We start from the raw sequence: 25,186 nt of genomic DNA, 5'->3' as shown, positions 1-25,186 counted from the left end.
CGGCTGACCCTGGACGGCCCGGAGGGCCGCCACGCGGTGTCCGTGCGCCGGCTCGCCCCCGGCGAGGAGGTCGTGCTGACCGACGGCGCCGGGCGCGGCGCCTACGGGACGGTGGCCGCGGCCGAGGGCAAGGACGTGCTGCACGTCGACGTCCGCGAGGTCCGCGCCGAGGCCCCGCCCGCGCCCTCGGTCACCGTGGTGCAGGCGCTGCCCAAGGGCGACCGCGGCGAACTCGCCGTGGAGACCATGACCGAGGCCGGCGTGGACGCGGTGGTGCCGTGGTCCGCCGCCCGCTGCGTCACCCAGTGGCGCGGCGAGCGCGGCGCCAAGGCGCTGGCCAAGTGGCGCGCCACCGCCCGCGAGGCGGCCAAGCAGTCCCGTCGGCTGCGCTTCCCGGAGATCGCCGAGCCCATGTCGACGCGCCAGGTGGCGCAGCTGCTGCGCGGCGCCGACTTCGCCGCGGTCCTGCACGAGGAGGGCTCGGCGCCGCTGGCCACCGCCGAACTGCCGCGCGCCGGCTCGCTGGTGCTGGTCGTCGGGCCCGAAGGGGGCGTGTCGCCGGAGGAGTTGGCGGCCTTCGCCGAGGCGGGCGCGCCGCCGTACCGGCTGGGTCCCACGGTGCTGCGCACCTCCACCGCGGGCGTCGCGGCGACCGCGCTGCTGCTGGCCCGCACCGGCCGCTGGTCCTGACCGCGCGTCAACTCCCGCGCGGCGCGCGTCACTCGCACGGGGACCCGTAGGGGCCGGTATCGGCCGTCCGGGGGATGGACCACGGTCCGTCACGGGCGCACCGTGGAGTGATGGTACGGAACGGGAAGATCTGGGCGGTCACGGCACTCACCGCAACCACCGCGGCCCTGCTGGTGGGCGCGTCGGGCTGCGACCCCGCCGACGGCCTCGCCGAGAGCTCGGTGTCGGTGACCACCGACCAACTGGCCACCCGCGCGCTGAAGAACGACCACGTGAAGGTCCAGTGGCTCTCCTGCGGCGCCTCGACCGGCGACCGCCGGGCCACGGTCGACTGCCTCGGCCGCACCGACGACCAGCGCAAGATCACCGTCAAGGGCACGGTGACCGAGCAGCAGGACGACACCTGCGTGCGCGGCCGGCTCACCGCCGAGGTGGCCGGGCGCACCGTCTTCGACGTATCCGGTCTGGGCCGGTGCGTCCACCGCACCGCGACGCCGAGTTGATCGAGGTTTTAGGGTGGTCGGGTGACGACGCATCCGAGGCCGCCGCAGCCCTCGTACCTCAGAAACCCGCACCCGCACGGCGACGTGATCGCCTTCACCGCGGAGGACGACGTCTGGGTGGCGCCGCTCGACGGCGGTCGCGCCTGGCGGGTCAGCGCGGACAACATGCCGGTCGGGCGGCCCCGGATCGCCCCCGGCGGCGACCTGATCGCCTGGACGTCCACCCGCGACGGCGCCCCCGAGGTGCACGTCGCGCCGCTGGACGGCGGCCCCGCCACCCGGCTCACCTACTGGGGCAACGCCCGCACCGCGGTGCGCACATGGACCCCGGACGGCCGGCCGGTGGTCACCACCGCCGCCGGCCAGGGCAGCCTGCGCCGCACCTGGGCGCGGCGACTGCCGCTGGACGGCGGCCCGTTCACCGTGCTGCCCTACGGCCCGGTGGGCGACGTGAGCTACGGCCCGGACGGCGCGGTGCTGCTGCAGTCGGTGACGATGGGCCGCGAGGCCGCGTACTGGAAGGGCTACCGCGGCGGCACCGCGGGCAAGCTGTGGCTCGACCCGGACGGCGGCGGCGACTTCCACCGGGTGCACGCGGACCTGGACGGCAACATCGAGTGCCCGATGTGGGTGGGGGAGCGGATCGCGTTCCTCAGCGACCACGAGGGCACGGGCGCGCTCTACTCCAGCCTGCCCGACGGCTCCGACCTGCGCCGGCACGGCGAGCCCGGGGAGTTCTACGCACGGCACGCCGCCACCGACGGCACCCGCGTGGCCTGGACCGCGGGCGGGCGGCTGCACCTGCTGGACGGCCTCGACGCCGGCCGGGAGCCGCGCGTCCTGCAGATCCGCCTCGGCGGCCAGCGCGGCGACCTCCAGCCCCACCCGGTGCGCGCCGCGCGGTACCTGGGCGACGCGCGGCCGGACCGGACCGGGCGCGGCAGCGCCGTGGAGATCCGCGGCACCGTGCACTGGCTCACCCACCGCGGCGGCCCGGCCCGCGTCCTCGCCGACACCGCCGGCGTGCGCGCCCGCCACCCGCGGGTCTTCCAGCAGGGCGCCGACCAGTACGTGGTGTGGGTGACCGACGCCGAGGGCGACGACGCGCTGGACATCGCGCCGGCGACCGGACTCGTGCCGCCCGCGCCCGCGACCCCCGCGCCGCCCGCCGCGGCCACGCCGGCCGGTGCGGCCCCCGACTCCGCCCCGGCGGGCGGCGATCCGGCCGCGTCCGCCGCGGACACCGCGTCCACCCCGGACACCGGCTCCACCCCGGACACCGGCTCCACCCCGGACACCGGCTCCGCCCCCGACGCCGCCCCCGCGCCGCGGCGCCTGGCCGCGGGCCGCCTCGGCCGCGTCCACGAGATCGAGGTCTCGCCCGACGGCCACCGCATCGCCGTCGCCTCGCACGACGGCCGCGTGCTGCTGGTCCAGACCCAGACCGGCGAGGTCCGCGAGGTCACCGCGGGCGCCGAGGGCGACTGCTCCGACCTGGCCTTCTCGCCCGACTCCGGCTGGCTCGCCTGGTCCCAGCCGGGCCCCGGGGGGCTGCGCCAGATCAAGCTGGCCGCCACCGCCGACCTCACCGTGGTCGAGGCGACGCCGCTGCGCTTCAACGACTTCGCGCCGGCCTTCACCGCGGACGGCCGGCACCTGGCGTTCCTGTCCGAGCGGGCCTTCGACCCGGTCTACGACGCGCACGTCTTCGACCTGTCCTTCCCCAACGCCTGCCGGCCGTACCTGATCACGCTGGCCGCGACCACCCCCTCGCCGTTCGGCCCGCAGCGCCACGGCCGCCCGTACGAGAACGAGGACGACGACGAGCCGGGCGCGGCCGGCGGCTCCGGCGACGGCGGCACCGGGCCCGGGGCCGGCTCGACGACGACGGCGAGGGCCGCGGCGACCAGGGCGACGACAAGAGCGTGCCCGAGCGCCCGCGCCCGACCACCGTCGACGCCGAGGGCATCGCCGACCGCATCGTGCCCTTCCCGGTCGAGGCCGGCCGCTACTCCGGCCTGCGCGCGGCCAAGGGCGGCGTGCTGTGGCTGCGCCACCCGCTGACCGGCATGCTCGGCTCGTCGCTGGCCACCCCCGACGCGCAGCCGCCGGACAGCGTGCTGGAGCGCTACGACCTCGGCCACCTGCGGGTCGAGGAGATCTCCGACGCCGCCGACGACTTCGCGGTCACCGGCGACGGCGCCAAGGTGCTGATCACCAGCGGCGGCCGGCTGCGGATCGTGCCCGCCGACAGCAAGTCCGACTCCTCCGACGACTCCGACGGCGCCGCCTCGGTCGACCTCGGCCGGGTCCGCGTCACCGTCCGCCCCGCGCAGGAGTGGCGGCAGATGTTCGACGAGACGCACCGCCTGATGCGCGACAACTTCTGGCGCGCGGACATGAACGGCCTGGACTGGGACGCGCTGGGCGAGCGCTACCGGCCGCTGCTGGACGCCGTCGCCACCCACGACGACCTGGTGGACCTGCTCTGGGAGCTGCACGGCGAACTGCGCACCTCGCACGCCTACGTCACCGGGACCGGCGGCTACCGCGACCCGCTGCACCGCCAGGGCCTGCTCGGCGCGGACCTGTCCCGCACCGAGGACGGCGCGTGGCGGGTCGACCGGGTGCTGCCGGGCGAGTCCTCCGACCCCGAGGCGCGCTCGCCGCTGGCCGCGCCCGGCGTCGCGGTCCGCGCCGGCGACCTGCTGCTGGCCGTGGACGGCCGCCCGGTCGACCCCGCGACCGGCCCCTGGCCGCTGCTGGTCGGCACCGCGGGCAAGCCGGTCGAGCTGACCGTCGCCCCGGCCGGCGGCGGCGCGGTGCGCCACGTGGTCGCGGTGCCGCTGGCCGCCGAGGAGGCGCTGCGCTACCACGACTGGGTCGCCGGCCGCCGGGCGCACGTCCACCAGGCGTCCGGGGGGCGGCTGGGCTATCTGCACGTCCCGGACATGGTCAGCAGCGGCTGGGCCCAGCTCCACCGCGACCTGCGGCTCGAAGTCGCCCGCGAGGGCCTGGTGGTGGACGTCCGGGAGAACAGCGGCGGCCACACCTCGCAGCTGGTGGTGGAGAAGCTGGCCCGCCGCATCGTCGGCTGGGACCTGCCGCGCGGCGGCCCGGTCTACAGCTACCCGCAGGACGCGCCGCGCGGCCCGGTCGTCGCCGTCGCCAACGAGTTCTCCGGCTCCGACGGCGACATCGTCAACGCGGCGGTGCGCGCGCTCGGCATCGGCCCGGTCGTCGGCACCCGCACCTGGGGCGGCGTGATCGGCATCGACAGCCGCTACCGGCTGGTCGACGGCACGCTGGTCACCCAGCCCAAGTACGCCTTCTGGCTGGAGGGCTACGGGTGGGGCGTGGAGAACCACGGCGTCGACCCGGACGTCGAGGTGGTGCACACCCCGCAGGACTCGGCGGCCGGCCGCGACCCGCAGCTCGACACGGCGATCGCGCTGGCGCTGGCCGCGCTGGAGGAGACCCCGGCCAAGACCCCGCCGCCGCTGCCGCCCGTGCCGCCCCGCCCGTAGCGCCCCGGCGTCCGTAGAGTCGTTCCCGTCGGGCCGCGCGGCGCCCGCGTACCAGAACCCGTACGCGGGCGCGCGCGCCCGGACGCCCGCACCCGAACACCGAGCACCCCAGCACTCCCAGACCCCAGCACCTCAAGACCCAGAAGACCCCAGCACCCGAGGAGCATCCGCCATGGCGGGAGAGCCGCAGGCCGACTGCCTGTTCTGCAAGATCGTCGCCGGGGAGATCCCCGCCACGGTCGTCCGCGAGACCGCGACGACGGTCGCCTTCCGCGACATCGCGCCCAAGGCGCCGACCCACGTCCTGGTGATCCCCCGGGTGCACTACCCCGACGCGGCCTCGCTGGCCGCCGGCGACCCGGGCGCGGCGGCGGACGTGCTGCGCGAGGCGGGCGAGGTCGCCGCGCAGGAGAAGATCGACGGCCACGGCTACCGCGTCGTCTTCAACACCGGCGCGGGCTCCGGCCAGACCGTCTTCCACGCGCACGCGCACGTGCTGGGCGGCCGCGACCTCACCCACATGGGCTGAGGGACCGCCGGTGCGCGAACTCGTCGTCCTCGGCACCGCGAGCCAGGTGCCGACCCGGCAGCGCAACCACAACGGCTACGTGCTGCGCTGGGACGGCGAGGGCATCCTCTTCGACCCCGGCGAGGGCAGCCAGCGGCAGATGCTGCACGCCGGGGTCGCCGCGCACGACCTCACCCGGATCTGCGTCACGCACTTCCACGGCGACCACAGCCTGGGCCTGGCCGGGGTGATCCAGCGGATCAACCTCGACCGGGTGCCGCACCCGGTCACCGCCCACTACCCGGCCTCCGGGCGGCACTTCTTCGCGCGGCTGCGGTACGCCACCGCCTACCGCGAGACCGCCGACCTGCGCGAGGAGCCCGTCGCCGCGGACGGCGTGCTGGCCGTGACGCCCGCCTTCACCCTGTCCGCCGCGCGGCTGTCGCACCCGGTGGAGTCCTACGGCTACCGGCTGGCCGAGCCGGACGGCCGCCGGATGCTGCCGGACCGGCTCGCCGCGCACGGCATCACCGGTCCGGCGATCGGCCGGCTCCAGCGCGAGGGCGCGCTCGGCGGCGTCACCCTGGACGAGGTGAGCGAGCACCGGCCGGGCCAGAAGGCGGCGTTCATCATGGACACCCGGCTGTGCGACGCGGTGCCCGAACTGGCCGCGGACTGCGACCTGCTGGTCATCGAGTCGACCTTCCTCGACGAGGACGCCGGGCTCGCCGCCGAGTACGGCCACCTGACCGCCGGACAGGCCGGGGCGGTGGCCCGCGACGCCGGCGTCCGGCACCTGGTCCTCACCCACTTCTCGCAGCGCTACGGCGACCCGGCCGCGTTCGCCGACCGGGCCCGCGCCGCCGGCTTCGCCGGCGAACTCACCGTCGCCGCCGACCTCGTGCGCGTCCCGGTCCCGCGGCGCCGCTGAGGGCCGCGGGACCGGCGCGGGCACGCCGCCCGGGGATGCCGTGCCGGGACGCGGGCGCGACCGGTGGACGCCCCTGCCGGGACGGGCCGTTACGGCAGGAAGTACATCGGGTTCGGCAGCTTGTACGCGTGGTCCGCGTGGCCGCCGCTCAGGTCGCTGTACTGGTCGCCGAAGTTGGCGACGATGTCGTAGCCGAGCGACTCGATGTGCGCGCGGGTGCCGGACTTGTACTCGACCGTGGTGCAGGTCGCGCCGCAGGAGAGGTACGCGGGCGGGTTGGCGCTGTTCTTCAGGTACAGGTGGGCGGAGTCGGAGGGCGCGCGGTAGCCGACCGCGGTCAGGTTGCGGACGGTGTCGGCGCGCTGCGACTCCGGGCGGCCGGTGATCCAGAAGACCGTGTAGCCGTGGTCCTCCGCCCAGTTGGTGAGGGTGTCCATGCCGAAGACCGGCGGCATGTTCTTGGTGTCCAGGTAGGCCTGGTTGCTGGCCGGGGTGTAGTTGAAGCCCACCTCCAGCTCGTAGTTGTACGTGAGCAGGGACGTGTCGTCGACGTCCAGGACAATGGCCGGCTTGGCGCCGTGCCGCGGCTTGTGCGCCAGGGTGGCGGTCGCCTTCGCCTCGATGCCGGCGAGTTGCTTGGCGTAGTTGCTCGTCGCCGACGCCTGGTGCTCGCCCGAGGCGTCGACGGTGTCGCCGTAGTACGCCTTGATGTCGTTCACCACGTCGGTGAGGTTGGGGATCTCCTTGTCGCTGCGCGGCACGGAGTTGTCGGCGGTCGCGGCGCCCACGCCGTAGAAGGTCGCGCTCAGCGCGACCGCGGCGGCGGCGACGGCCAGGGAACGTCTGGACAGGCGGGCTCGGGGCATGGCGGTGCTCCTTCGACGCTGGTTGGTGCCCGCGAACTTAGGGCCCGGCATCGTGGCAGGTCAAGGGGTGTCTACGCGCGTGGGGGCCGAAGTCGGCGCGGCGGGTGTTTCGTCGAGGTCAACGCGCAGTTCAGACGGTGTTCAGGAAAGCCGGCGCGCTGCCCGGCGCTCCCCGGCGTGTTCGCCGACGTGGTTCGCCGGCGCGCTCCCCGGCGTGTTCGTCGGCGTGTTCGCGGGCGCGCTCGCCGGCGGGCCGGGCGGCTCACCAGCCGGCCGCGGTGAGGATCCGGTCCGCGGCGGCGGCGGAGTCCACCAGCGGGTGCAGCGCCAGCGCGCGCAGCGCCGCCGCGCGCGAACCCGTCACGGCCGCCTCGATCGTGGCGCGCTCCACCGCCTTCACCGCCAGCATCAGGCCGGCCTGGTGCTCGTCGGGCGGCGCCACCGGCCGTGGGCGCGCCCCGAACGCGCCCACCTCGCACGGCACTTCGACCACCGCGGCCGGGTCGAGGAACGGCAGCGCGCCGCCGCCCGGCACGTTCAGGATCAGCGTGCCGCGCTCGTCGTGCGCGATCGCCCGCATCAGCGCGAGCGCCACCCTGTCGTAGCCGCCGCCGTCCAGGTCGTGCGGGTCGCGCTGCCAACCGCCGGTCGCCGCGCGGCTGTCGGCCATGTACGTCTCCTCGCGCTCGCGCCGGGCCCGCCGCCACAGCCGGTACGCCGCCGCCGGGTCCGCCGCGCCCGCCTTCGCCGCCGCGGCGAAGAAGTCGCCCTGCTGCCGGTCCAGGAACTCCCCGCGGGTGGCCCGCGCCGCGCGCACCGCCGCGAGCGTCTCGCGCCGGAAGTAGTAGTAGTGCAGGTACTCGTTGGGCAGCGAGCCGAGCGCCGCCGGCCACCGCGCGCCGAACAGTCGGCCCTCCTCGAAGGAGCCCATCGCGGCGGCGTCGGCGAGCAGCCCGGGCAGCAGGTCGGGACCGTCCGGCGCGGCGCGCAGCGCGCGCAGCCAGCCCAGGTGGTTCAGGCCCACGTAGTCGTACGTGAAGCCCGGCGCGTCCGGGTCCGCGCCCGCCGCCCGCGCGGCCCGCCGCACCAGGCCCACCGGCGAGTCGCAGATGCCGATCACCCGCGGGCCCAGCACCCGCGCCATCGCCTCGGTGACCGTCCCGGCCGGATTGGTGAAGCTGATCACCCACGCGCGCGGCGCCAGCCGCGCGACCCGCTCGGCGATGTCCAGCGCCACCGGCACCGTGCGCAGCCCGTACAGCACGCCGCCGGCGCCGACCGTCTCCTGGCCGAGGACGCCCTCGGCCAGCGGCAGCCGCTCGTCGCGGACCCGGCCGGCGGTGCCGCCGACCCTTATCGCCGAGAAGACGAAGTCGGCGTCGCGCAGCGCCTCGTCCAGGTCCCGCGCGACCCGCACCCGCGGAACCGGCCCGCCGCCGGCGCCCGTACCGCCCGTACCGCCCGCGCCGACCTCGGCACCACCCGTGCCGCCCCCGCGCGTACCGCCTCCGCCACCGGAGTCCCCCTACCGCCCGCGGCGTACTCCGCGCGCTGCGCGGCCAGCACCGCCGCGACCACCCCCACCCGGCGCGCGTCGGTGTCGTACAGCACCACCTCGTCGACCGTCGGATCGCCGAGCAGGGCCGCGTGCACCAGCGGCACGCGGAAGCCGCCGCCGCCGAGGATGGTCAGTCGCACGAGTCGTCTCCGCCTTCCGCCCCGCCGCGGGGCCGTCCGCCGGGCGCCGTCCTGCCCGGGGGCCCGTTTCCCCTCCATCCTGCACGGCCGCCCGGGCGCGCCCTCGCAACGCCCTCCCGCACCCCGCGCACGGAACGTCGTGACGCGGACCTGTCGGACCCGCGTGGAAGAGTGGGGGGATGGACGAGCAGCCCGTTCTCGACCCGCTCGCCGGCCTGCGCGCGGCGGGCGACCCCGACACGGACGTGTACCTCACCGGGACCGTCTTCCTCGACATCATCTTCACCGGGCTCGACCGCGCCCCCGTCCGCGGCACCGAGACCTGGGCCCGCGGCATGGGCTCCAGCCCCGGCGGCATCGCCAACATGGCCACCGCCCTGGCCCGCCTCGGTCTGCGCACCACGCTCGCCGCGGCCTTCGGCGACGACGTCTACGGCGACTACTGCTGGGACAGCCTGCGCGACGGCGAGGGCATCGACCTCACCCCCTCGCGCCGCATCCCCGGCTGGCACTCCCCGGTCACCGTCTCGATGGCGTACGAGGGCGAGCGGACCATGGTCAGCCACGGCCACCGCGCCCCGCCGCCGGAAGGCGCCGTCCCCGCCTGCCCGCCGCCCGCCCGGGCCGCCGTCGCCGCGCTCGGCCACCGCTCGGAGTCGCAGGAGGGCGACTGGATCGCCGACGCGGCGGCCTCCGGCACCCGGATCTTCGCCGACGTCGGCTGGGACGACTCCGGCCGCTGGGACCCCGCGGACCTCGACGCGCTGCGGCACTGCGCCGCCTTCCTGCCCAACGCTGAGGAGGCGATGCGCTACACCCGGGCCGACAGCCCCCGCGAGGCCGCCCGCCGCCTCGCCGAGCTCGTGCCGGTCGCCGTCGTCACCCTCGGCGCGGAGGGCGCCTGCGCGGTGGACTCCTCCACCGGCGAGACCGCCGAGGTGCCGGCCCTGCTGGTCGAGACGCTGGACCCGACCGGCGCGGGCGACGTCTTCGTGGCCGGCTTCCTCACCGGCTCCCTGGCCGGCTGGCGGCTGGCCGACCGGCTGGCCTTCGCCTCGCTGTGCGCGGCGCTGTCGGTGCAGGAGTTCGGCGGCTCGCTGTCGGCGCCCGGCTGGACCGAGATCGCCGGCTGGTGGGAACAGGCCAAGGCGTACGCCGGCCGGTCCGGCGGCCGGCCCGCCGAGCGCGAGGCGCTGGTGCGCTACGGCTTCCTGGAGGACCTGCTGCCCACCGGCACCCGGCCCTGGCCGCTGCGCCGCGCGGTCCCCACGGTCGGCTTCCGCCCGGCCCCCCGCCCGCCGGACGCCCCGGGGGAGTGACCGGGGCCTCGCGCGGGCCCGGCTCCCCGGGAGGCCGCCCGCCGGGACCACGGCCGCGCGGGACCCCGGCGCCCGGGACCCGGCACCCGGGGCCCCGGCACCCGAAACCCGGTGCCCGAGACCCCTGGCCACCCGGGACCCGGCGCCCGAGACCCCCGGCCACCCGGGCCTAAACCCCTCGGCGGGCGCCGCCGCACGTCGTAGGCTTGGGTCACCCCAGGGCCGACAGGCCCTCGAACGCAGAAGGCGGGATGTGCAGGCCCTAGAGCCTGCCCATGACTCAGACACCGACCACGCACCAGCCGCAGCAGCCCCAGCAGGCGCGCGCCCACTTCGTCGTACCGGCCAAGCACCCCATGGTCACCGTGCTGGGCTCGGGAGACGCCCTCCTCCGCGTGATCGAGCGCGCGTTCCCCGCCGTCGACATCCACGTGCGGGGCAACGAGATCAGCGCCGTCGGGGACGCCCCCGAGGTGGCCCTGGTCCAGCGGCTCTTCGACGAGATGATGCTCGTGCTGCGCACCGGCCAGCCGATGACCGAGGACGCCGTCGAGCGCTCCATCGCCATGCTGCGGGCCAACGCCGACGGCGCACCCGACGGCGAGGGCGCGGAGACCCCGGCCCAGGTGCTCACCCAGAACATCCTGTCCAGCCGCGGCCGCACCATCCGCCCCAAGACGCTCAACCAGAAGCGGTACGTCGACGCGATCGACAAGCACACGATCGTCTTCGGCATCGGCCCGGCCGGCACCGGCAAGACCTACCTGGCGATGGCCAAGGCGGTCCAGGCCCTGCAGTCCAAGCAGGTCAACCGCATCATCCTGACCCGCCCCGCGGTCGAGGCCGGCGAACGCCTCGGCTTCCTCCCCGGCACCCTCTACGAGAAGATCGACCCCTACCTGCGCCCCCTGTACGACGCCCTGCACGACATGATCGACCCCGACTCGATCCCCCGCCTGATGGCCGCGGGCACGATCGAGGTCGCCCCGCTGGCGTACATGCGGGGACGGGCGCAGCCGGTCTTCACCAACGTGCTGACGCCGGACGGCTGGCGCCCCATCGGCGACCTCCGGGTCGGCGACCTGGTCATCGGCTCAGGCGGCGAACCGACCCCGGTGCTCGGCGTCTACCCGCAGGGCGAGAAGGACGTCTACCGGGTCACGGCGCAGGACGGCGCCTCGACCCTGTGCTGCGGCGAGCACCTGTGGACGGTGCGGACGCGCGACGACAAGCGGCGCGACAAGCCGTGGCGGGTCCTGGAGACCCAGGAGATGATCGGCAAGCTCCGCGCGGCCCACTACCGCCGCTACGAACTGCCGATGCTCACCGCACCGGTCAGCCTCCCGGAGCAGCCCGTCCCGATGGACCCGTACGCCCTGGGTCTGCTCCTCGGCGACGGCTGTCTGACCGGACGGACCACGCCCTCCTTCTCCACCGAGGACACCGAACTGGCCGCCGCCCTCCAGGCGGCGCTGCCCGGCGTCGAGGTGAACCGCAAGAGGGGGGTCGACTACACCCTGAACCGGGTCCGCACGCCCGGTGACGTCGTCACGCTGGAGAACCCCGTCACGGCGGCCATGAGGGCTCTGGACCTGCTCGGCAACAGGTCGCACGCGAAGTTCGTGCCCGAGGTCTATCTGCGCAACTCGGCGGACGTCCGGCTGGCCGTGCTGCAGGGCCTGCTGGACGCCGACGGCGGCCCGGTCACCCAGGCCGACCGCACGTGCCGCGTCCAGTACACGACCACGTCCATCGTGCTGCGCGACGACGTGGTGGCCCTCGTGCAGTCCCTCGGCGGAGTCGCCTACACCCGCCGCCGGGCCGCGCAGGGACGTAAGCCGGGACGGGCGCACGGCCGGGACGTGCACCACCGCCACGACGCGCACATCGTCGACATCCGGCTCCCGGAGGGAATCGAGCCCTTTCGCCTGGCGCGCAAGGCGGAGAAGTACCGGGCGGCGGGCGGCGGCGGCCGTCCGATGCGCTTCGTCGACAGCATCGAGCCCGCCGGACGCGAGGAGACCGTGTGCATCCAGGTGGCCGCGCAGGACTCGCTCTACGTCACCGAGGATCACCTGCTGACGCACAACACGCTCAACGACGCGTTCATCATTCTCGACGAGGCGCAGAACACCAGCGCGGAGCAGATGAAGATGTTCCTCACCCGGCTCGGGTTCGACTCGAAGATCGTGGTGACCGGGGACATCACGCAGGTGGACCTGCCGGGGGGCACCAAGAGCGGGCTGCGGGAGGTGCAGGCGATCCTCGCGGACGTGGACGACGTGCACTTCTCCCGGCTCACCAGCACCGACGTGGTACGCCATAAGCTGGTGGGACGCATCGTGGACGCCTACGAGCGGTACGACAACGAGACCGCGGGCGACGGCGACCGCGGCGGGGAGCGCCGCGGCGGCGACCGCTCGGCCCGGCCCAAGAGAAAGTAGCCGACCCACCCCATGGCGATCGACGTCAACAACGAGTCCGGCTGGGACATCGACGAGCAGGCGATCCTGGACGCGGCCCGTTACGCGCTGCACCGGATGCGCATCCACCCCCTGTCCGAGCTGTCGGTGATCGCGGTGGACGCGCCCGCCATGGAGCAGCTGCACCTGCAGTGGATGGACCTGCCGGGGCCGACGGACGTGATGTCGTTCCCGATGGACGAGCTGCGTCCGGGCAAGGACGACGAGGAGCCGGCGCAGGGGCTGCTCGGCGACATCGTGCTGTGCCCGGAGGTGGCGAAGAAGCAGGGCGAGCAGGCGCCGACCAAGCACTCGATGGACGAGGAGCTGCAGCTGCTCACCGTCCACGGCGTCCTGCACCTGCTCGGCTACGACCACGGCGAGCCGGACGAGCGGGCCGAGATGTTCGGCCTGCAGAAGGCGATCCTGGACGACTGGCGGGCCGGGCGCGGCGTGGACGGGCCCTCGCCGGCCCCGACCACCCACTGACGGCGGCGACGGACACGAGGGACACCCCACGGGCATGATCGTCTCCGCCGTCCTGCTGGTCATCGTCGCCTGGCTCGCCGCCTGCGCCGAGACCGCCATCGCCCGCGTCTCGCGCTTCCGCGCCGAGGACGCGCTGCGCTCGGGCCGCCGGGGCGCCGCCAACCTGCTGGCGGTCGCCTCGGACCCGACGCGCTACCTCAACGTCGCCCTGCTGGTGCGGGTCGGCTGCGAGACCGCGGCCGCGGTGCTGATCACCGTGGTCAGCGACCGCACCTTCGACCGCACCTGGCAGGTGCTGTGCGTGGCGATCGGCGTGATGGTCCTGGTGTCGTACGTCGCGGTGGGCGTCTCGCCGCGCACCATCGGCCGCCAGCACCCGATGAACACCGCGACCGCCGCCTCGTACGTCCTGCTGCCGCTGGCCCGGGTGATGGGCCCGGTGCCGGGGCTGCTGATCCTGCTCGGCAACGCGCTGACGCCCGGCAAGGGCTTCAAGCGCGGGCCGTTCGCCTCCGAGGCGGAGCTGCGGGCGATGGTGGACCTCGCCGAGTCCGAGTCGCTGATCGAGGACGAGGAGCGCCGCATGGTGCACTCGGTCTTCGAACTCGGCGACACCATCGTGCGCGAGGTGATGGTGCCGCGCACCGAACTGGTCATGATCGAGCGGTTCAAGACGGTCCGCCAGGCCATGACGCTGGCGCTGCGCAGCGGCTTCTCCCGGATCCCGGTGACCGGGGAGAGCGAGGACGACGTGGTGGGCTTCGTCTACCTCAAGGACCTGGCGCGCCGCGTGCACATCAACCGCGACGCCGAGTCCGACCCGGTGTCCTCGCTGATCCGGCCGGCCGCGTTCGTCCCCGACACCAAGAACGCGGGCGACCTGCTGCGCGAGATGCAGCGCGAGCGCAACCACGTCGCGGTGGTGATCGACGAGTACGGCGGGACCGCGGGCATCGTGACGATCGAGGACATCCTGGAGGAGATCGTCGGCGAGATCACCGACGAGTACGACCGCGAGACGCCGCCGGTCGAGGAGTTGGGCGAGGGCCGCTACCGCGTCACCGCGCGCCTGGACATCGGCGACCTCGGGGAGCTGTACGGGGTGCTGCTCGACGACGACGACGTCGAGACGGTCGGCGGGCTGCTCGCGAAGTCCCTCGGCAGGGTGCCGATTCCGGGGGCGACGGCGGTGGTGCCGCTGCCCGAGGACGCGTCCTCCGCGCGCGAGACGGTGGCGCTGCGGCTCACCGCGGAGACCCAGGCGGGGCGGCGCAACCGCATCGGCACGGTCCTCGTCGAGCCCCTCGGCTCCCGGGGCCCGCTCGACGCCGAGCGCTGAGCCGCGCCGTCTGGCTGGCCCAGCGCCCGGCGGTGCTCAGACGCTGAACTGGCCGAGCATGCTCAGCAGGTTCGCGCTCGCCTCGTGGATCGACCCGGAGAAGCTGGTGTCGGCGAGGTAGAAGCCGAACGCCCCGCAGGCCAGCGCGTGGCTGCTCTTGAGCCCGCCCTTGCGGGTGAGGAAGAACGTCACCACGGCGAGAGCGATGACGAACGGCATGTGCAAAAGCATGAAAATCACCTCATATGAGACGACGCTCTGCTCAGGCTAGGCGGAGGTCGCCCCTCGCGCATCTCCAGTCACACAGCGTGAGACCGCCGGGTCGGCGCCCCCGGAGGAAGCGGGCCGGGGCCCGGACAGAGCGCGGCCTCCGGCGCCGTGAGCGAGCGCCGTATGATCACGGGCATGAGCGACGCCGAGGCCACCGCCGCCCCCGAGAACCCCGAGGACCGCAAGCTCATCACGCTCGCCCGGTCCGCCCGTGCGCGCAACGGCGTGCCCGAGGGCGCGGCCGTGCGCGACGGGACCGGCCGCACCTACGTGGCCGGCACGGTGGCCCTGGACTCGCTGCGGCTGAGCGCGCTGCAGACCGCCGTCGCGATGGCGGTCGCCAGCGGCGCCACCTCGCTGGAGGCCGCCGCCATCGTCACCGACGCGGAGGCCGCCGCGGACCAGGACCGCGCCGCCGTACGGGACTTGGGCGGCCCGGACACGCCGGTGCTGCTCGCCGGCCCGGACGGCGCCGTCCGGGCCACGGTCACCGCCGGCTGACCCCGGCGCGGACGCCGCGGACGCGGTGGACGCCGTGGACGCCGACCTCGCGCGTCCCCGCCGGTCCCGGCGCGACTACAGCGCGTCCGGCCCGCGTTCGCCGGTGCGGACCCGTACCGCCGTCTCCACCGGCACCGCCCACACCTTGCCGTCGCCGATCTTGCCGGTCCTCGCCGCGGCCACCACCGCGTCGATCACGGCGTCGGCGTCGGCGTCCTCGACCAGGACCTCGATCCGCGCCTTGGGCACCAGGTCGACCCGGTACTCCGCGCCGCGGTAGACCTCGGTGTGGCCGCGCTGCCTGCCGTAGCCGCTCGCCTCGGTCACGGTCAGCCCGTGCACGCCGAAGGTCTGCAGCGCCGTCTTCACCTCGTCCAGCTTGTACGGCTTGATCACGGCGGTGACCAGTTTCATCCCAGCGGGCTCCTGTCCTGCGCGGGCCCGGCGCCGGGCGCGGCAGGACGCGGGGCGGGCCCGCCGAGGAGGGCGCCGTGCGACAGGCCGTGCGAGGTGCCGTGCGTGAGTACGCCGTGATCGTAGGCGGTCTCGGCGTGCACGGTCAGGTCCAGGCCGGTCCTTTCGTCGTCCGCCGTGGCGCGGAAGCCGGCCAGCCGGTCGATCGCCTTGCCGATCCCGTACGTGACGGCGAAGGCGTACGCCCCGACGACCGCCACCGCGACGGACTGCCGCCCGAGCTGGCCGAGCCCGCCGCCGTAGAACAGGCCCTTCGGGCCGTGCGTCATGGACGCGGAGGCGAGCAGTCCGATCAAGAGCGTGCCGACGACGCCGCCGACCAGGTGCACGCCCACCACGTCCAGCGAGTCGTCCACGCCCCAGCGGAACTTCCAGCTCACCGCGTACGAGCAGAGCACGCCGGCGGCCAGGCCCACGACGACCGCGCCGAGCAGGTCGACGCTGCCGCAGGACGGGGTGATCGCGACCAGGCCGGCCACCGAACCGGACGCGGCGCCGAGCGTGGTCGCGTGGCCGTCCCTGCGCTTCTCCACCGCGAGCCAGCCCAGCAGGCCCGCGCAGCCGGCCGCCTGGGTGTTGAAGAAGGCGGCCGCGGCCAGGCCGTTCGCGCCGAGCGCCGACCCCGCGTTGAAGCCGAACCAGCCGAACCACAGCAGCCCGGCGCCAAGCAGCACCAGCGGCAGGTTGTGCGGGCGCATCGCCTCCTTGCCGAAGCCCAGCCGCGGGCCCAGCACGATCGCGAGCGCGAGCCCCGAGGCGCCCGAGCACACCTCGACGACCGTGCCGCCGGCGAAGTCCAGCGCGTGCAGCCGGCCCGTGATCCAGCCGCCGGAGCCGAACACCCAGTGCGCGACCGGCGCGTATACGAGCAGCGTCCACACCGGCACGAAGACCGTCCACGCGCCGAACCGGGCCCGGTCCGCGACCGCGCCGCTGATCAGGGCGGCGGTGATGATCGCGAAGGTCAGCTGGAAGGCGGCGAAGAGGAGCGTGGGCACACGGCCGGTGACCGCGTCCGGGCCGATCCCGTGCATCCCGGCGTGCTCCAGGCCGCCGATCAGCCCGAGCCCGTCGGCGTCGGGGCCGAACGCCAGGCTGTAGCCGGCCACCAGCCACACGACGGTGACCAGGGCGATCGACACAAAGCTCATCATGAACATGTTGAGGACGCTCTTGCTGCGGACCATGCCGCCGTAGAAGAGCGCCAGGCCCGGCGTCATCAGCAGCACCAGGGCGGTGGCGGCCAGCAGCCACGCGGTGTCGCCCGCGTCGGCGGTGGACGGTGCGGCGGAGAGCAGCAGCACGGGGCGTCCCTTCGGTCGGCGAGGCCCTACGAGGGTCGTCGGTGTGCGTTTCGCGGCGGGGACGGATGTGTTTCGCCGGTGTTTCGTGTTGCCGAGACGTTTCCGCCGCGTCACCGCGGCGTTCGCGGGACGCCGTTCCGCGGCGTCCCGAGCCGTGGCCGGCGGTGTGGCGGGGGCGCGGGCCGAGCGGTGGCCGGCGGTGTGGCGGGGGCGCGGCCCGAGCCGTGGCCGGGAGCGGTGCCGCGATCGGGGAGAATGGGGGCATGAGCGCTCGCACCCCTTCCCACCGGTCCGGTTTCGCCTGTTTCGTCGGGCGGCCCAACGCCGGCAAGTCGACCCTGACGAACGCTCTGGTCGGCCAGAAGGTGGCGATCACCTCCAACCGGCCGCAGACCACCCGGCACACCGTGCGGGGCATCGTGCACCGCCCGGACGCCCAGCTCGTCCTGGTCGACACCCCGGGCCTGCACAAGCCGCGCACGCTGCTCGGCGAGCGGCTCAACGACGTGGTCCGCGCCACCTGGGCCGAGGTCGACGTGATCGGCTTCTGCCTGCCCGCGGACCAGAAGCTGGGCCCCGGCGACACCTACATCGCCCGCGAGCTGGCCGGCGTCAAGAAGACGCCGAAGGTCGCGGTGGTCACCAAGACCGACCTGGTCGACGCCGAGCGGCTGGCGACGCAGCTGATGGCCGTCGACAAGGTGGGCCGGGACCTCGGCATCGAGTGGGCGGAGATCGTGCCGGTCTCGGCGGTGAGCGGCGCGCAGGTGGGCCTGCTCGCCGACCTGCTGGTGCCGCTGCTGCCCGAGGGCCCCGCGCTCTACGCCGAGGGCGACCTCACCGACGAGCCGGAGCAGGTGATGGTGGCCGAGCTGATCCGGGAGGCGGCGCTGGAAGGCGTGCGCGACGAACTGCCGCACTCCATCGCGGTCGTCGTGGAGGAGATGGTGCCGCGCGAGGGCCGTCCCGCCGACCGCCCGCTGCTCGACATCCACGCCAACCTCTACATCGAGCGGCCCAGCCAGAAGGGCATCGTCATCGGCCCGAAGGGCGCGCGGCTGAAGGACGTCGGCACCACGTCGCGCCGGCAGATCGAGGCGCTGCTGGGCACGCCGGTCTTCCTCGACCTGCACGTGAAGGTCGCGAAGGACTGGCAGCGCGACCCCAAGCAGCTGCGCAAGCTCGGGTTCTGACCCGTCCCGCCGGGGGCTGCGGCCCGGGCGGGCGCGGCCCCGGGCGCGGCGGGTCGGGCGGGTCAGGCCCGGTCCGGCGGGTCAGGCGGGATCGTGCGCAGTCGGGCGGGTCCGGCGCGATCGGGCGGGTCAGGCCCGGTCGGGGTGGTCGCGGCGCGGCGCGTAGTGCGGTCCCGCGCCCTTGAGGTTGCGGTGCACCGGCGCGGTCTCGGCGCGGCGGATGCCGGGCAGCGCGGCGACCGGACCGGTCACGTAGCGGTAGAGCGAGCCGGGGTCCTTGCAGCTCACCGAGGCGTAGACGTTCGCCGTGCCGGTCGTGGCGGCGACGAACGCCACCTCGTGGTGCCGGGCCATCGCCGCGCCGACCTCGGCCAGCCGGGCGGGCTCGACGTCCAGCCACAGCCCGACCCGCATCGCCTCCGGCGCGAGCGCCCCCGCGGCCAGGTCCAGATCGAAGTAGAGCGCGCCCAGGGCGCGCAGTTCCGACATCCGGCGGCGGACCGTCGTCTGCGACCAGCCGGTCGCCTCGGCCAGCTCCGCGGCCGGCGCGCGGCCGTCCACCGCGAGCGCGTCGAACAGCCGCAGATCGCCGGGCCCGAGCGGCACCGGGTCGCCCACCTCGGAGGCGCTCTGCCACGCGTCCGCGCGGCGGCCGTCCTCGGGCGCCAGCGCCGCCAGCTCGGCCGGGCCGAGCGGCCCCGACCGGCTCACCGGGCTCAGCTCGCGGCCGAAGAAGACGTGCAGCAGCGCGTGCGCGGACACCTGCACCACCCGCGGCGTGCGCGGCAGCTTCTGCAGCAGCAGCGCGTCGCCCTGGCCGGGCTCGGCGCCGTGCACCATGCAGGAGATCTCGGTGCCGCCGGAGATGAGGCTGACCCAGCGGGTGTCCGCGCGCCGCGCCAGCGCCTCGGCGACCGAACCCGCCGCGTCCGGCGTGCAGCGCACCCGTACCAGCCACGGGGTGATGCCCAGCCGCAGTGGATCGGGCAAACCCAGCACCCGGACCGCGCCGCTGCCGCGCAGCCGCGCGTAGCGCCGGGCGACGGTCTGGTCGGAGACGCCCAGGACCTGCGCGATCCGGCTGAACGGCGCCCGGCCGTCGATCTGCAGCGCCTGCGCGATGCTCCGGTCGAGGCTGTCGAATCCGTGCATCAGATTCCAGGGATCGTCGGATCTCATACGCCGAGGGTAGGTGATGTCGGATTCCGCCGCGGAAGGGGTGGTGGCTGTGGGGTGCGGGTGCGTACGCGGATCGTGGGGCGTGCGGGCGTCCCGGAGGTCCCGGCGTCCCGGAAGCTCTGGTGCCCCGGAGGTCCCGGCGTCCCGGTGTCCCGGAGGTCCCGGGCCGCCGGGAGCGCACCGCTCGTCCCCTCCCCGACCCGAACGGAGTTCCACTCATGCGCAAGTGGCTGCCCCTGGTGGCGATATGCCTCGGCGCCTTCATCCTGCTGGTCGACGTCACGATCGTGAACGTCGCGCTGCCGCGGATGGCGGACGACCTGAACGCGTCGTTCTCCTCGCTGCAGTGGGTGATCGACGTCTACGCGCTGGCGCTGGCCGCGCTGCTCATGGCCGCGGGCTCGCTCGCCGACCTCTTCGGCCACCGCCGGCTCTACGTCGCCGGGCTCACCGTCTTCGCGCTCGCCTCGCTGGCCTGCGCGCTGTCGCCGAACGCCGCGGCGCTGATCACCGCGCGGGCGGTGCAGGGCGTGGGCGGCGCGGCGATGTTCGCGACCTCGGCGGCCCTGGTGTCCGCGACCTACGCCGGACGCGACCGCGGCGTCGCCTTCGGCGTGTGGGGCGCGGTCAACGGCGCCGCCGCCGCGGCCGGGCCGATCGTCGGCGGCCTGCTCACCCAGGGCTTCGGCTGGCAGGCGATCTTCCTGGTCAACCTGCCGATCGCGGTGGCCGCCGTGGCGCTGACGCTGAAGGTGCTGCCGGTCGGCGGGCGCGGCGCCGGGCGGCTGGACGTGCCGGGCGCGCTGGTCTTCACCGTCGCCGCCGCCTCGCTCACCTATGCGCTGATCCGCGGCGGCGAGCACGGCTGGGGCGACGGGCAGAGCGTCGCCGCGTTCGTGCTGGCCGGGGTGGCCGCGGTGGTCTTCGTACCGGTCGAACTGCGCTCGGCGCACCCGATGCTGGACCTCGCGCTGCTGCGCCGGCCCGCGTTCTCCGGGCTGCTGGCCGGTGCGCTGCTTTACCAACTGGCCGCGTTCAGCGGGCTGGTGTTCATCTCGCTGTGGCTGCAGGACGTGCTCGGGCTCAGCCCGGTGCGCGGCGGCCTGGCGCTGATGCCGCTGGCCGGCACGGCGTTCGTGGTGGCCGGCGCGGCCGGCCGGCACACGCACCGGTTCGCGCCGCGGGTGCCCATCGGCGGCGGGATGCTGCTGATCGGCGCGGGATCGCTGCTGCTGTGGGCGTCGGTGCACGCCTCGTCCGGGCAGACCGCGCTGTTCGCCGGGCTCGCGGTGAGCGGCGTCGGCGTGGGCCTGGCCACGCCCGTGCTGGTCTCGGCGGCGGTCGAGTCCGTCCCGCCGGCCCGCGCGGGGATGGCCGGCGCGGCGGTCAACACCTTCCGGCAGCTCGGCATGACGCTCGGCATCGCGCTGCTGGGCGCGGTCTTCTCCGACCGGGTCCGCGCCGCGGCCCCCGACCTGCACGCCGGCTACGCCTCGGGCATCGACCGGGTCGCCCTGTGGTCCGCGATCGCGGCGACGGTCGCGGCGGTCGCGGTCCTCGCCGCCGTCCGCACCCCCGCGCCGGCGGCCCACCCGGCCACCCCGCGGGGCGGCTCCGGGGCCCCCGAGGCCGCCCCGCCCCCGGCGACCCGCACCCGCTGATCCTGTCGAGCCCTCGGCCCACCCGGGCTCCCGGCCCACCCGGGCCCACCCCGGCCGGCTCCGGCCGGCGGCCGCGGCCGGGGGCTCGGCGGTCAGGTCTTCTCGGCGAGCACCGCGTCCAGTTCCTGCTCCAACGCATCGCCGCTCAGCGGCTTCAGAGCGCGCGCGGCGATGCGGCCCTCGCGGTCCATCACGAGGGTGGAGGGGATGAACTGCGGGTTCAGCGTGCCCTTGGGGAAGCGCAGGATCTGCCAGGCCGGGCGGGTCGAAGATGCTCGGGTAGGGGATGTCGAAACGCTTCTCGAACTGCCGGGCCTGCCCGGGTGAGGAGTCCCGGGTGTTGACGCCGAGGAACTGCACGCCACGGTCGCGGTACTTCTCGTAGGTGGTCCCGAAGTCCGGGGCCTCCGCGCGGCACGGCGGGCACCAGGAACCCCACACGTTGACGACCACGACCTTGCCGGCGAAGTCCGACAGGTGCACCGTGCCGCCGTCGACGGTCGGCCCGCCGATGTCGGGCGCCACCTGCCGGTGCCCCGCCTTCGCGGTGTCGAACCCCGCGCCGTTGACCGTGAACGCACCGCCCCCGGAACCCCCGCCCCCGTCACACGCGCCGAGCGCGAGCACCAGCACCGAGCAGACGGCCGAGGCGAGAAACGCCGGTAAACCACCGGCCCTCGTGTGACGTGCGGTCATGCCCGGCAGTATCCCACGGCCCATCAGCCAGGCCGCCGGGCTCCGCGGGCCCGCAGGCCGGGCGGACCTCCCCTGTCCGTGACGCCGCTCGCCAGACGCGCGAGCAGCACGATCGCGGCGGCCGACAGCCACGCCGCCGGTCCTCGCACGTCCGCGCCGGTCCATCCCCACAGCCAGGGAGAGGTCGAAGAAGGCAGCGGAAGGCTGAGCGCCGCCACTCCGAGGCAGAGCACCGGGACCCATGAGCGGGCCGCCCCCAGGAAGGCGACGGCGAGCAGTGCGGCGGCGTCGTACCCGACGAGCCCGCGCGCGGTGGCAGCGACGGCGGGACCCGCGCCGGCGGCCCATGCGGCCGGGGCCAGCGCCGCCAGCGCGGCGACGTAGGCGCACAGCACGTGGGCGAGGCGGGCCCGGCCCAGCGGTCCGGCTCGGAACGGGGCTTCCGTCCGGCCGAACGGGGAACGGAGACTGACGCCGGTCAGCGCCGCCGCCGACGCGGACGACAGCACGGGCAGCACGGGAGCGACGGCCGCGCGGCCGGTCACCTGTGCCAGGGCGGCTGCGCACAGGCCGAGGCCGAGCAGTGAGCCCCCGAGCGCTCCGGCCTGACGCGACCGCAGGTACAGGCGTACCGGGTTCATGGCGTCCTCCCGGCCGCGCAGGCGTCGGGCGATGCCGCCAGGGACTGCTGGAAGAACGCGGTGCGCCGTGCGGCGGGCATGGCGTCGACGCGGTCGACGGCGCCGCGGACCGCGGCCGGCTGGGTTCCGGACCCCAGGGAACGGTGCCGGAGGAACCACACCTCGATCACCGTGCCGCGGCTGGGGCCACCCGCGGAGACGGGCGTTCGCGCGCACGGGGCCCGGTACAGCATGTCGTCGACGATGGACAGGGACACCTGGTCCTCGTCGAAGCCGCGGTCGCCCAGGGGGAATTCCAGCGTGTCGGCCGGTACCCGGCTCAGCACGCCCGCCTCCACGTAGCGTGCCGGAAGCCCGCGCACCCCTCGGAAGGCTTCCACGACCCGCTCCACCGCGCCTCGGGCCGCCGGGAGTTGGGAGGCCCGACTGGGGTGCAGACACACCGCGGGTGTGCCCTGATCGCATGTCAGGTCGCTCACGGCGATGTCCTGGTGGCGGATGAAGTCGCCCCCCTCGGCGACCGCCGCCGCGGCGCCGACCACCAGCAGGGCCGTCGCCGCGACACCCGCCGTGATCGCCGTGCGCACCGTCAGGGCGAGGCCCTTGCGCAGTGCGACGACCGCGGACAGGGCCAGCAGACCGGTGAGCCACACCGACTGCGCCGCCAGCAGGCCCCCTCGGTACGTGGCCCCGTCGGTGATCACGTCGTCGTTGTACGGCACCAGGTGGCGCCACGGTGACGTCCAGTTCTCCAGAGCCGCCAGCCCGCAGCCGTACACCACGACGGCGGCCAGCGGTACCGCGAACAGCGACGGCCACAGCCGGCCGACCGCGAAGCCGAAGGTGACGTAGGTCAGTGACGCCAGTGCGCCGGCGGCGAGCAGGGAAAGGGACGGTGCGCCCCAGACCGAGCTGGACCACGAGGTCAGCAGTGTCGTCGCTGCCGCCGCCGTGTAGGCGGCCAGAGCCCAGACGGCGGCGGCCCCCCAGACGGCGGCCAGTTGGTGCCACCGGGGCACCGCACCGGTCCGATGCAGATGGCTCGGGCCGTGGCGGGCCTCCCGATCGGCCGCCCACGCCCCCAGGGCCGCCAGCGCCGGTCCGGAGAACACCAGCGAGTTGCGGACCTGGAGGCTGGTCTCGGCCCAGTCCCCGAGCCACAGGGACTGGGATCGCAGGCAGCCGTAGAAGGCGACGGCGGCGAGGAGGGGGAACGCGGCGGCGGCGGATGAACGCCGCAGCAACAGCGCGACGACGCTAGCGCGCACGGCCGTCCCCCTCGGTTCCGGCCGCTGCTGCGGCCCTGGGCCCCGCACCGGGCCCGAGCAGCGCCGCCGCGTACGCCGCCTCGGCCGTGCCGCCGGACAGCGGGTCGCCGCCCAGCCGCAGGAACGCCGACGCCGTGCCGGAGAAGGCGACGCGGCCGCCCCGCAGGACGACGACGTGCCGGCAGTAATCGGCCAGATCGTCGACCAGGTGGGTGCTCAGCACGACGCTTCGCCCCTGCGCGGCGAGAGCGACGACGGCCTCGCGCATGGCGGCGCGCTGCGCCGGGTCGAGGCCGGCCGCCGGCTCGTCGAGCAGGAGGAGCCGCGGTCCTCCCAGCACCGCCTGGGCGATCCCCACGCGCCGCACGGTGCCGCCCGACAGCGTCTTCATGCGCGCGTCCATGTGCCGACCGAGACCGAACGCCTCGCCGGCCCGCTGTGCCTCGGACATGCGGTCCCGTCTCGGCACGCCCTTGATCCACGCGATATAGAGCAGCGTTTCGCGGACCGTGAAATGCGGCCAGAAGTCGAAGGTCTGGGGAAGGTATCCGACGGTCCTCGGCAGGGCGGATCTGCCGTTTCCGGTCGAGAAATCGTGGCCATGGACGCTGACGCTCCCACTCTCGCGTTCCATGTCGTTCACCAGCGTCCGCAGGAGTGTGGTCTTTCCTGATCCGTTCGGCCCCAGGAGTGCGGTGATTCCCTCGGGAAGGGCGAGATCGACGGCATTCAATATTCTCCGGTCGCCACGGCGTACGGTCACTCCTGAGACTTCGACGGCAAACACCCGAGCCCTCCATGTGATTCGTCCGAGTGGCGCGGGGCCCGGCCGGCCGGGCCCCGCGCGGGGCGCCGGGTCCTACTCGACCCCGGCCCAGCCGGTCTTGCCCTTGGTGCCGTAGTCCACGTCCACGTGGTACGTCCCGGAGGAGACCGACTTGTAGTCGCCGTAGTACTCGACGTTGCACGCCGCGCCGCTGACCTGGTCGATCAGCGGGTCGGGCGCTCCGCTGACGGTCCGGCGCCAGTGCACCGTGACCGTGCCGCTGCAGTTGTTGTTCACTCCGCCGTGCACGAAGTGGGAACCGCTGCTCAGCGAGTGATCGGGCAGTCGGATGTTGCTTCCCGTGGTGGTGAAGGTGTTCTCCCACGCGAACGCGGGAGCGGCGAGCGCCATGCCGAAAACGGCCACCGTGCCGGCCGCGACGGCTATCCTGCTGGGATTCTTCACAAGTTCTCCTCTTCTGCTGGCGACCCGGCTGTCGACGCCGGGTGGAGCTGCACCGAAGTGGAAGTGGTGATTCCTTAATGCCTGCTTGCAACGGAATACCTGACGGGCAGCCGCCGAAAATCGTAAGACGGAATTCTGAATTCCCCCAATGTATTGTTTGTGAGCCTGCTCACGTATGATTTTCGGTCGTTTTCGCGGGCGTGATCCGCCTCCGCGTGGCATTTCGCGCCGCGCCGCGGCCCCCGCGGGCCCGCGACGTCGGTCCTGCTGGAAGGGGTGACGGCTACGGGAACGAGTGGGCGGGCGCGACGCCGGAGCGAGGCCGCGGAGGTTCCGCCCGTTCGCGGGGCGCGGCCGAAACGGTGTGGCCTCCTGCCCCCGGCGACGGCCGGAGGGATGTGCTCCGTCCGCGGGACGGCGCACGGCGCCCCGGTCG

20 protein-coding genes and 3 pseudogenes are annotated in these 25,186 nt (G+C 74.7%); 12 read left to right on the top strand and 11 right to left on the bottom strand.

Annotation, left to right across the window (positions count from 1 at the left end):
- The first annotated feature begins 3 nt into the window (after positions 1–3).
- The 5 genes and pseudogenes from VSR01_RS11730 to VSR01_RS11710 all read left to right on the top strand — a co-directional run bounded on the left by VSR01_RS11730 (position 4) and on the right by VSR01_RS11710 (position 6,159).
- Positions 4–690 (top strand): 16S rRNA (uracil(1498)-N(3))-methyltransferase, encoded by a 687-nt coding sequence (locus VSR01_RS11730; RefSeq protein WP_326453601.1) that lies wholly within the window; start codon positions 4–6, stop codon positions 688–690.
- A gap of 110 nt (positions 691–800) precedes the next feature.
- The gene (locus VSR01_RS11725; RefSeq protein WP_326449199.1) at positions 801–1,193 is read left to right on the top strand and encodes a hypothetical protein; all 393 of its coding nucleotides are present in this window, start codon (positions 801–803) and stop codon (positions 1,191–1,193) included.
- A gap of 84 nt (positions 1,194–1,277) precedes the next feature.
- Positions 1,278–4,720, top strand: a pseudogene (locus tag VSR01_RS11720) (S41 family peptidase).
- Between the two features lie 172 nt (positions 4,721–4,892).
- On the top strand, positions 4,893–5,249 hold the full coding sequence (locus tag VSR01_RS11715) for a histidine triad nucleotide-binding protein (protein ID WP_326449198.1): 357 nt from the start codon (positions 4,893–4,895) through the stop codon (positions 5,247–5,249).
- Positions 5,250–5,259: 10 nt separating this feature from the next.
- Positions 5,260–6,159, top strand: a complete 900-nt coding sequence (locus tag VSR01_RS11710) for a ribonuclease Z (RefSeq protein ID WP_326449197.1) — start codon at positions 5,260–5,262, stop codon at positions 6,157–6,159.
- Positions 6,160–6,248: 89 nt separating this feature from the next.
- Here VSR01_RS11710 and VSR01_RS11705 read toward each other — a convergent pair whose 3' ends face one another.
- Together VSR01_RS11705 and VSR01_RS11700 are read right to left on the bottom strand one after the other, a co-directional pair.
- Entirely contained in the window at positions 6,249–7,025 is a 777-nt protein-coding gene (locus tag VSR01_RS11705; RefSeq protein WP_326449196.1) for an HAD family acid phosphatase, read from the bottom strand.
- Positions 7,026–7,287: 262 nt separating this feature from the next.
- Positions 7,288–8,723 (bottom strand): annotated as a pseudogene (locus tag VSR01_RS11700) (family 4 glycosyl hydrolase).
- A gap of 179 nt (positions 8,724–8,902) precedes the next feature.
- Between VSR01_RS11700 and VSR01_RS11695 the strand changes: the two are divergent.
- The 4 genes from VSR01_RS11695 (at position 8,903) to VSR01_RS11680 (ending at position 14,332) form a co-directional block, all read left to right on the top strand.
- The gene (locus tag VSR01_RS11695; RefSeq protein WP_326449195.1) at positions 8,903–10,042 is read left to right on the top strand and encodes a carbohydrate kinase family protein; all 1,140 of its coding nucleotides are present in this window, start codon (positions 8,903–8,905) and stop codon (positions 10,040–10,042) included.
- A 275-nt stretch (positions 10,043–10,317) separates the two neighbouring features.
- On the top strand, positions 10,318–12,486 hold the full coding sequence (locus VSR01_RS11690; RefSeq protein ID WP_326449194.1) for a PhoH family protein: 2,169 nt from the start codon (positions 10,318–10,320) through the stop codon (positions 12,484–12,486).
- A gap of 12 nt (positions 12,487–12,498) precedes the next feature.
- Positions 12,499–12,993 (top strand): rRNA maturation RNase YbeY, encoded by a 495-nt coding sequence (ybeY, locus tag VSR01_RS11685; protein ID WP_326449193.1) that lies wholly within the window; start codon positions 12,499–12,501, stop codon positions 12,991–12,993.
- A gap of 34 nt (positions 12,994–13,027) precedes the next feature.
- Positions 13,028–14,332, top strand: coding sequence for a hemolysin family protein (locus tag VSR01_RS11680; protein ID WP_326449192.1), 1,305 nt, complete (start codon positions 13,028–13,030; stop codon positions 14,330–14,332).
- A 36-nt stretch (positions 14,333–14,368) separates the two neighbouring features.
- Here the strand turns inward: VSR01_RS11680 and VSR01_RS11675 are convergent, their stop codons facing one another.
- Positions 14,369–14,563: a hypothetical protein gene (locus tag VSR01_RS11675; RefSeq protein ID WP_326449191.1), complete on the bottom strand. Its 195-nt coding sequence runs from the start codon at positions 14,561–14,563 to the stop codon at positions 14,369–14,371.
- A gap of 174 nt (positions 14,564–14,737) precedes the next feature.
- Between VSR01_RS11675 and VSR01_RS11670 the strand changes: the two genes are divergently transcribed.
- Positions 14,738–15,103: a cytidine deaminase gene (locus VSR01_RS11670; RefSeq protein WP_326449190.1), complete on the top strand. Its 366-nt coding sequence runs from the start codon at positions 14,738–14,740 to the stop codon at positions 15,101–15,103.
- A gap of 75 nt (positions 15,104–15,178) precedes the next feature.
- Here the strand turns inward: VSR01_RS11670 and VSR01_RS11665 are convergent, their stop codons facing one another.
- On the bottom strand, positions 15,179–15,517 hold the full coding sequence (locus VSR01_RS11665) for a P-II family nitrogen regulator (protein WP_326449189.1): 339 nt from the start codon (positions 15,515–15,517) through the stop codon (positions 15,179–15,181).
- On the bottom strand, positions 15,514–16,881 hold the full coding sequence (locus tag VSR01_RS11660) for an ammonium transporter (protein WP_326449188.1): 1,368 nt from the start codon (positions 16,879–16,881) through the stop codon (positions 15,514–15,516). The genes VSR01_RS11665 and VSR01_RS11660 overlap by 4 nt, the downstream gene beginning before the upstream one ends.
- A gap of 263 nt (positions 16,882–17,144) precedes the next feature.
- Between VSR01_RS11660 and era the strand changes: the two genes are divergently transcribed.
- Complete coding sequence (gene era, locus VSR01_RS11655; protein ID WP_326449187.1) at positions 17,145–18,074, top strand: GTPase Era; 930 nt, start codon at positions 17,145–17,147, stop codon at positions 18,072–18,074.
- 129 nt (positions 18,075–18,203) lie between these two features.
- Here the strand turns inward: era and VSR01_RS11650 are convergent, their stop codons facing one another.
- Positions 18,204–19,253, bottom strand: coding sequence for an Lrp/AsnC family transcriptional regulator (locus VSR01_RS11650; RefSeq protein ID WP_326449186.1), 1,050 nt, complete (start codon positions 19,251–19,253; stop codon positions 18,204–18,206).
- 218 nt (positions 19,254–19,471) lie between these two features.
- Between VSR01_RS11650 and VSR01_RS11645 the strand changes: the two genes are divergently transcribed.
- A complete protein-coding gene (locus VSR01_RS11645) occupies positions 19,472–20,914 on the top strand; it encodes an MFS transporter (RefSeq protein WP_326449185.1) in 1,443 nt (480 codons plus the stop codon).
- Positions 20,915–21,232: 318 nt separating this feature from the next.
- Here VSR01_RS11645 and VSR01_RS11640 read toward each other — a convergent pair.
- From VSR01_RS11640 to VSR01_RS11620, 5 genes and pseudogenes are all read right to left on the bottom strand, one after another.
- Positions 21,233–21,610, bottom strand: a pseudogene (locus VSR01_RS11640) (TlpA disulfide reductase family protein); the annotation flags it as partial.
- A gap of 23 nt (positions 21,611–21,633) precedes the next feature.
- Positions 21,634–22,251, bottom strand: coding sequence for a hypothetical protein (locus VSR01_RS11635; protein WP_326449184.1), 618 nt, complete (start codon positions 22,249–22,251; stop codon positions 21,634–21,636).
- Positions 22,248–23,519, bottom strand: coding sequence for a hypothetical protein (locus VSR01_RS11630; protein WP_326449183.1), 1,272 nt, complete (start codon positions 23,517–23,519; stop codon positions 22,248–22,250). Before VSR01_RS11630 ends, VSR01_RS11635 begins: the two co-directional genes overlap by 4 nt.
- Positions 23,509–24,306 carry an ABC transporter ATP-binding protein gene (locus tag VSR01_RS11625; protein WP_326449182.1) on the bottom strand — a complete coding sequence of 266 codons (798 nt, stop codon included), beginning with the start codon at positions 24,304–24,306 and terminating at the stop codon, positions 23,509–23,511. The genes VSR01_RS11630 and VSR01_RS11625 overlap by 11 nt, the downstream gene beginning before the upstream one ends.
- Positions 24,307–24,378: 72 nt before the next feature.
- The gene (locus VSR01_RS11620) at positions 24,379–24,750 is read right to left on the bottom strand and encodes a hypothetical protein (protein ID WP_326449181.1); all 372 of its coding nucleotides are present in this window, start codon (positions 24,748–24,750) and stop codon (positions 24,379–24,381) included.
- Positions 24,751–25,186: the final 436 nt, after the last annotated feature.

The organism is Actinacidiphila sp. DG2A-62 (assembly GCF_035825295.1).
Taxonomy (GTDB): Bacteria; Actinomycetota; Actinomycetes; order Streptomycetales; family Streptomycetaceae; genus Actinacidiphila.
The sequence above is the reverse complement of the archived record's forward strand: the minus strand, read 5'-3'. Positions and strand labels throughout refer to the sequence as shown.

Excerpts from the sequence above, each read along its gene's own strand:
- VSR01_RS11725 (WP_326449199.1), top strand. The coding sequence starts at position 801 with ATGGTACGGAACGGGAAGATCTGGGCGGTCACGGCACTCACCGCAACC.
- VSR01_RS11715 (WP_326449198.1), top strand. The coding sequence starts at position 4,893 with ATGGCGGGAGAGCCGCAGGCCGACTGCCTGTTCTGCAAGATCGTCGCC.
- VSR01_RS11705 (WP_326449196.1), bottom strand. The coding sequence starts at position 7,025 with ATGCCCCGAGCCCGCCTGTCCAGACGTTCCCTGGCCGTCGCCGCCGCC.
- VSR01_RS11695 (WP_326449195.1), top strand. The coding sequence starts at position 8,903 with ATGGACGAGCAGCCCGTTCTCGACCCGCTCGCCGGCCTGCGCGCGGCG.
- VSR01_RS11690 (WP_326449194.1), top strand. The coding sequence starts at position 10,318 with ATGACTCAGACACCGACCACGCACCAGCCGCAGCAGCCCCAGCAGGCG.
- ybeY (WP_326449193.1), top strand. The coding sequence starts at position 12,499 with ATGGCGATCGACGTCAACAACGAGTCCGGCTGGGACATCGACGAGCAG.
- VSR01_RS11680 (WP_326449192.1), top strand. The coding sequence starts at position 13,028 with ATGATCGTCTCCGCCGTCCTGCTGGTCATCGTCGCCTGGCTCGCCGCC.
- VSR01_RS11675 (WP_326449191.1), bottom strand. The coding sequence starts at position 14,563 with ATGCTTTTGCACATGCCGTTCGTCATCGCTCTCGCCGTGGTGACGTTC.
- VSR01_RS11670 (WP_326449190.1), top strand. The coding sequence starts at position 14,738 with ATGAGCGACGCCGAGGCCACCGCCGCCCCCGAGAACCCCGAGGACCGC.
- VSR01_RS11665 (WP_326449189.1), bottom strand. The coding sequence starts at position 15,517 with ATGAAACTGGTCACCGCCGTGATCAAGCCGTACAAGCTGGACGAGGTG.
- era (WP_326449187.1), top strand. The coding sequence starts at position 17,145 with ATGAGCGCTCGCACCCCTTCCCACCGGTCCGGTTTCGCCTGTTTCGTC.
- VSR01_RS11650 (WP_326449186.1), bottom strand. The coding sequence starts at position 19,253 with ATGAGATCCGACGATCCCTGGAATCTGATGCACGGATTCGACAGCCTC.
- VSR01_RS11645 (WP_326449185.1), top strand. The coding sequence starts at position 19,472 with ATGCGCAAGTGGCTGCCCCTGGTGGCGATATGCCTCGGCGCCTTCATC.
- VSR01_RS11635 (WP_326449184.1), bottom strand. The coding sequence starts at position 22,251 with ATGAACCCGGTACGCCTGTACCTGCGGTCGCGTCAGGCCGGAGCGCTC.